This window comes from Streptomyces sp. NPDC002784, from assembly GCF_053592135.1.
Map to the genome: position 1 here is coordinate 1 of NZ_JBSFVD010000087.1, position 5,355 is coordinate 5,355.

General features: G+C 75.3%; 3 protein-coding genes. 2 read left to right on the forward strand and 1 reads right to left on the reverse strand.

All coding sequences use genetic code 11. From position 1 onward, the window contains the following. Nucleotides 1-2,891, reverse strand: a 2,891-nt coding sequence (locus tag ACWD1Z_RS36410) for an amino acid adenylation domain-containing protein (protein WP_451125051.1), incomplete at its 3' end; no start/stop codon positions are given. Between the two features lie 483 nt (nucleotides 2,892-3,374). Between ACWD1Z_RS36410 and ACWD1Z_RS36415 the strand changes: the two genes are divergently transcribed. Together ACWD1Z_RS36415 and ACWD1Z_RS36420 are read left to right on the forward strand one after the other, a co-directional pair. Continuing rightward, nucleotides 3,375-4,679: a phthiocerol/phthiodiolone dimycocerosyl transferase family protein gene (locus ACWD1Z_RS36415; RefSeq protein ID WP_451125053.1), complete on the forward strand. Its 1,305-nt coding sequence runs from the start codon at nucleotides 3,375-3,377 to the stop codon at nucleotides 4,677-4,679. Nucleotides 4,680-4,740: 61 nt separating this feature from the next. Next, complete coding sequence (locus tag ACWD1Z_RS36420; protein ID WP_451125055.1) at nucleotides 4,741-5,259, forward strand: RNA polymerase sigma factor; 519 nt, start codon at nucleotides 4,741-4,743, stop codon at nucleotides 5,257-5,259. Nucleotides 5,260-5,355: the final 96 nt, after the last annotated feature.

Consider the following 5,355-nt stretch of genomic DNA (forward strand, 5'->3'; position numbering starts at 1 on the left):
GGCAGGGCCTCGACGTCGAGCTTGCCGTTGGCGGTCAGCGGCAGCGCGTCCACCGGGACGCAGGCGGCCGGGACCATGTGCTCGGGCAGGTGCGCGGCGGCATGGGCGCGCAGTTCGGCGGGGCCGGCCGGTGCGTCGCCGGAGGGGACGGTGTAGGCGACGAGGTGCAGGGCGCCGTTGTCGGCGCGGCGGGGGACGACGGCGGCGCGGGTGACGCCGGGGTGGGCGGTGAGGACGGCCTCGATCTCGCCGGGTTCGACGCGGAAGCCGCGGAGCTGGATCTGCGCGTCAGCGCGGCCGAGGTAGTCGAGGGTGCCGTCGGGGCGGCGCCGGGCCAGGTCGCCCGAGCGGTACATGCGGGTGCCGGGCGGGCCGTAGGGGTCGTCGAGGAAGCGGTCGGCGGTCAGGTCGGGCCGGTTCAGGTATCCGGTGGCGACGCCGGGGCCGGAGACGTACATCTCGCCGGTCGCGCCGGGCGGCACCGGGCGTCCCCCGGCGTCGAGGAGGTGGACGCGCAGGTCGGCGAGGGGGGTGCCGATCACGCTGCCGCGGCGCGGGTCGTCGAGGTCGGCGCCGGTGAGGCGGTGGTGGGTGACGTGCACGGTGGTCTCGGTGATGCCGTACATGTTCACCAGCGCGGGGCGGTCCAGGCCGTGCCGGTCGGCCCAGGGGCGCAGCCGCGCCGGGCGCAGGGCCTCGCCGCCGAAGACGACGTACCGCAACTTCCCGGCGCCGCCGCCGCGTTCGAGGTCGGCGTCGATGAGCTGCTCGAACGCGGAGGGCGTCTGGTTGAGGACGGTCACGCCCTCGCGGTGCAGCAGCTCCAGGAACTCCCGGGGGGAGCGGCTGACGGCGTACGGGACGACGACGACCCGGCCGCCGTGCAGCAGGGCGCCCCAGATCTCCCAGACGGAGAAGTCGAAGGCGTAGGAGTGGAACAGCGTCCACACGTCGTCGGCGCGGAAGTCGAAGTGCTCGGCCGCGGCGGCGAGGAGGCGGACGACGTTGGACTGTGGGACGGGCACGCCCTTGGGGCGGCCGGTGGAGCCGGACGTGTGGATGATGTAAGCGGTGTCGGACGGGCTCACCGGCCCGTGCCGGTCGGCGTCGGTGAGGTCGGCGGCGGAGCGGCGGGCCAGGTCCGCGGCGACCTCCTCGTCGTCCAGGCGGACGACGGGCAGCGCGTCCCCGGCGAGGTGGGCGTGGGCGCCCTCGGTGACGAGGACGACGGGGGCGGCGTCCTCGACGACCAGCCGCAGCCGTCCGGCCGGGTGGCCGGGGTCGAGGGGCAGGTAGGCCGCGCCGGTCTTGAGGACGGCCAGCAGGGCGGGCAGCAGCCGCGTCCCGCGTTCCAGGGCGAGGGCCACCACCCGGCCCGGCCCGGCGCCGTGGTCGGTCAGCAGCCGGGCCAGACGGTTGGCCTCGGCGTTGAGCGCGGCGTACGTGAGCCGTTCGTCCCCGCAGGTGACGGCGGTCCGCTCGGGCCCGGCCGCCACCCGCTCCTCGAACAGCTCGGTGAGGGTCCGCTCGGCCGGATACGTGCGTACGGGGGTGTCGCGGGGGTGCTCGCCCGGCAGCAGCACGTCCAGGTCGCCCAGCGGGGTCGTCGGGTCGGCCTCGGCCAGGCGGCGCAGCACCGTGAGGAACCGGTCCCGGTGCAGGGCGAGTTCGTCCTCCCCGTACAGGGCGGGGTTGGCGTCGAAGGCCAGCCACAGTCCCCCGGAGGAGGTGCCGGGCCGCACCGAGATCTGCAGGTCGTCGACGGCTCCGCCGGACAGGTGGTGCCAGGTGGTGGGGTGCCCGCCGAACACCGGGGACTCGTCGAACGGGACGATGTTGAGCACCGGCCCGTACAGCCGGCGTCCGGTGCCCAGCAGGCCCAGGTCGCGGCGGAGGAACTCGGCCCGGTAGCGCTGGTGGCGGCGCAGCGCCTTCAGTTCGTCCGCGACGGTTGCCGCCAGCTCCGCGAGGGGCGTGTCCGGGGCGGCGGCCACGCGCAGCGGGAGGACGTCGGAGGCGGTGCCGGGGGTGCGCAGGGCGGCGCTGCCGAGGCGGCTCATGGTGGCGAGGCCGAGCACCAGGTCGCGGGCGCCGGTCATCCGGTGCAGATAGGCGGTGGTGGCGGCGGCCAGCAGGTCGGTGCGCCGGACGCCGAGACGGGCCGCGGCGGCGTCGAGGGCGCCGGTCTCGGCGGGCGTCAGCTCGGCCGTGCGGCGCAGGAAGGGCGCGGTGGGGGCGGCCGTGCGGGAGGTGAGCCGGGCGGGCTCGGGCAGGCCGGACAGGCGCCGCGCCCAGTGGTCGCGGTCGCGGGCGTACGCGTCGGAGGCGCGGTAGGCCGTCTCCTCCTCCTGGAGGCGGCTCACCGGCGCGAATCCGGCGGGGTCCGGCTCGCGTCCCTCGGCCAGCGCGTTGTACGTGTCGGCCAGGCGCCGTCCGAGGAGCTTGTAGCTGTAGCCGTCGAGCAGGAGGTGATGGGCCCTCAGCAGCCAGAGGTGGCGGTCGGGGGCGAGGGTCAGCAGGGTGTGCGCGAACAGCGGGCCCTTCTCCAGGTCCACGGGCGTCGCGAGGTCGGCGCGGACGTGCGCCCACGCGGCGGCCTCGGGGTCCTCGGCGCCGCTGACGTCCGCCCGGTGCAGGGGCCAGTCGCCGGCGTCCGCGGCGGGGTGGCAGCGGGGCCCGTCGTCGGTGTCGGCGAACCGCAGGGCGAAGGTGTCGGCCTCACCGACGACGCGCCGCAGCGCGGTCTGGAACAGGCCGGTGTCGAGGGGGCCGTGGATCTCCACCGCCTCCGCCGTGTTGTACGCGGCGCTGTCCGGTGCGAGCCGTCCGGCGTACCAGAGGCCCTCCTGGGCTCCGGACAGCGGTCGACGTTCGTCCTCCTGGAGTGACATAGCACAACCCTCACGTGGCAAGCCGTAATGTCCCGGACGGCGAAGACCCGGCCGGATCGGACGGGTGCGGCCACCGCTCCGTGCCGCCCGCGCGTGTCGGTACGCGCCGGGCGGGCCCACGGGTCAAAGGGCAGGTCGCACGCCGGGGGCGGGGCGATCACGTCACCCGGCCTCGGTCTTCCGGCACAGCACGGTGGGCCACCGCAACGGGCCGGGTCAAGCGGCACCCGGCTCTCCGGACGCAATTCAGGGGTTTCCCTGAAGAATGCGATGGCGGGGAGTGCGCGGCGCCGCTCCCCCTTCCCGGCCGCCAACTTCTAGGGAAATCACGCGACTTACCCTCACGCCGGGCTCCGCACTGGATTCGGCCGCGTTCCGCCGTGCACTCTCAAAAGGCCCCCGCCCCCGCGGACAGCCGCGGCGGCACACCGATTCCCGGGCCGTGGGACCCCCGCGACGAACGACGGAAAGAAGGCTGACGGCATGCACCGTGCGCTGTGTCCGGTCGAGACGCTCTACGTGGGCCAGAGAAGCAGGGCCGTGCTCTCCTGCGAGCTGCGCGGCCCCGTGGACGCCGCCGCGCTGTCGGCCGCCTACGACGCCATGACCGAGGCCCACCCGGGGCTGCGGTCACGCATCGCGCAGGACGGCACGGGCCACGTCCTGCGCCTCCTGGACGAGGACGAACGGCCCCGTCTGACCACCCGGTCCGGCGACCGGGAGGAGGCCTACGCGACGGAGCTGAACAGGCCCCTGCCGGTCGGGGGCCCGCTGAGCCGGGCCGTCCTGGTCAGCGCGCCGGACGGTGAGAGCCACCTGTTCGTCCTGGTGATCGACCACACCGTCACGGACGGCCACAGCAGCATCGCCCTGCACAACGCGCTGTGGGACCGCTACCGGGCGCTGGTCGACGGGGAACCCGCCGCCGAACCCGCCGCCTCCGGGCCGCGCTGGCCCGAGCCCGTCAGCCGGCTGCTGCCCCCGGCCGACGAGTCCGACACGGCGAAGTACCTCGACGGCCGCCTGGAGGACGTACGGCGGCACCCCGTCGAACTGGTGCCGTACGACGCCGCCACCGGCCACGGGACCGGCCCGCAGGGACGCATCGAGGTGCACCGGCTGACCCTGGACGCGGACCTCACCGCGCGGCTGCGCCGGACGGCACGCGACGCGGGCGTCTCCGTGCACGCGCTGATCGCCGCGGCCCTGCTGGCCGCGGCCCGGCGGCGCCTGGACGGCGACGGCCCCCGCACCCTCGGCTGCCTCTCCCCCGTCGACCTGCGCTCCCGGCTGACCCCGCCGGTCCCCGCCGCCGCCATGGTCCCCGCGGTCACCACCCACCTCCAGACCCTGGACGTGGCCGGGGACTCCGAGCCGCTGGAGCTGGCCCGTACCGTGCACGGCCGCCTGGCCGACTTCCTCGCCCGCGGCGACCAGTTCCACGAGATGCGCATCACCCCGGAGATCCCTCGCACCCCCACGCTGCAACTGGCCACGGTGATCGCCACCAACATGGGCGTCGTGCCCGGCCCGCGGCTGCCGGACGGGCTGCGCGCGGTCGACGTGCGCCTGGTGCCTGCCCGCGAGCAGTACTTCCCGCAGGCGGGACGCAGCCCCGTCATGGCGTGCGTCGTCTCCTTCGAGGGCCGCCTCTCCATCGAGTTCCCGCACTCCACGGCCTGCTTCAGCCCGGCCTTCATGCGGGCGTTCCGCGACGACGTACGCGCCGGCCTCCTCCGCTTCGCGACGGCGGCGGAGCCCGGGCCCGCCGACGCCGTCACGGCCTGAACACCTCCCCCCGCTCACGCTCCCCCGCCCGCCCGGCTGCCGTAAGGAGTCTCAGCCCGACATGTCCACCGTCAGCGAACTCCCCTCCCCCCTGACGCTGCTCCCCCGAGCCCAGGCGGGCGACGAGCACGCGATGAACCACCTGCTGACCGGCATCACCCCCTACGTCGCCCGGATCTGCCGGTCCATCACCCACGACGACGGCGCCGACGCCACGCAGGAGGCGCTGCTCGCCATCTACCGCGGCCTGCGCTCCCTGCGCGAACCGGCGGCGTTCTACGGCTGGGTGCGCTCGGTGACGGTCCGTGAGGCCGTCCGCACCGCCAAGCGCTACGGCGAGGAGCACAGCTGCTCCGAGCTGGAGTCGCGGCAGGAGGACAACCCCCTGGACGCGGTGCACATCACCGATGTGCTGGAGCGGCTGTCCCAGGCGCACCGGCAGGTCCTCACCCTGCGGGCCTATGGGCTCAACGAGGAGGAGATGGCCGAGGTGCTCGCGCTGCCCCTGGGCACCGTCCGCTCTCGTCTCTTCCGCGCCCGCCGCCGCTTCCAGGAGGCGTGGCAGCCCTCGGCGGCGTGAGACGCACGCCGGCGGCCGAGGCGGTGTTCGTGTCACCGCCACGGCCGCCGTCCGGGCGCCGGATGGGGCCGGGTCGTGCTTTAGTGCGACCGCCCG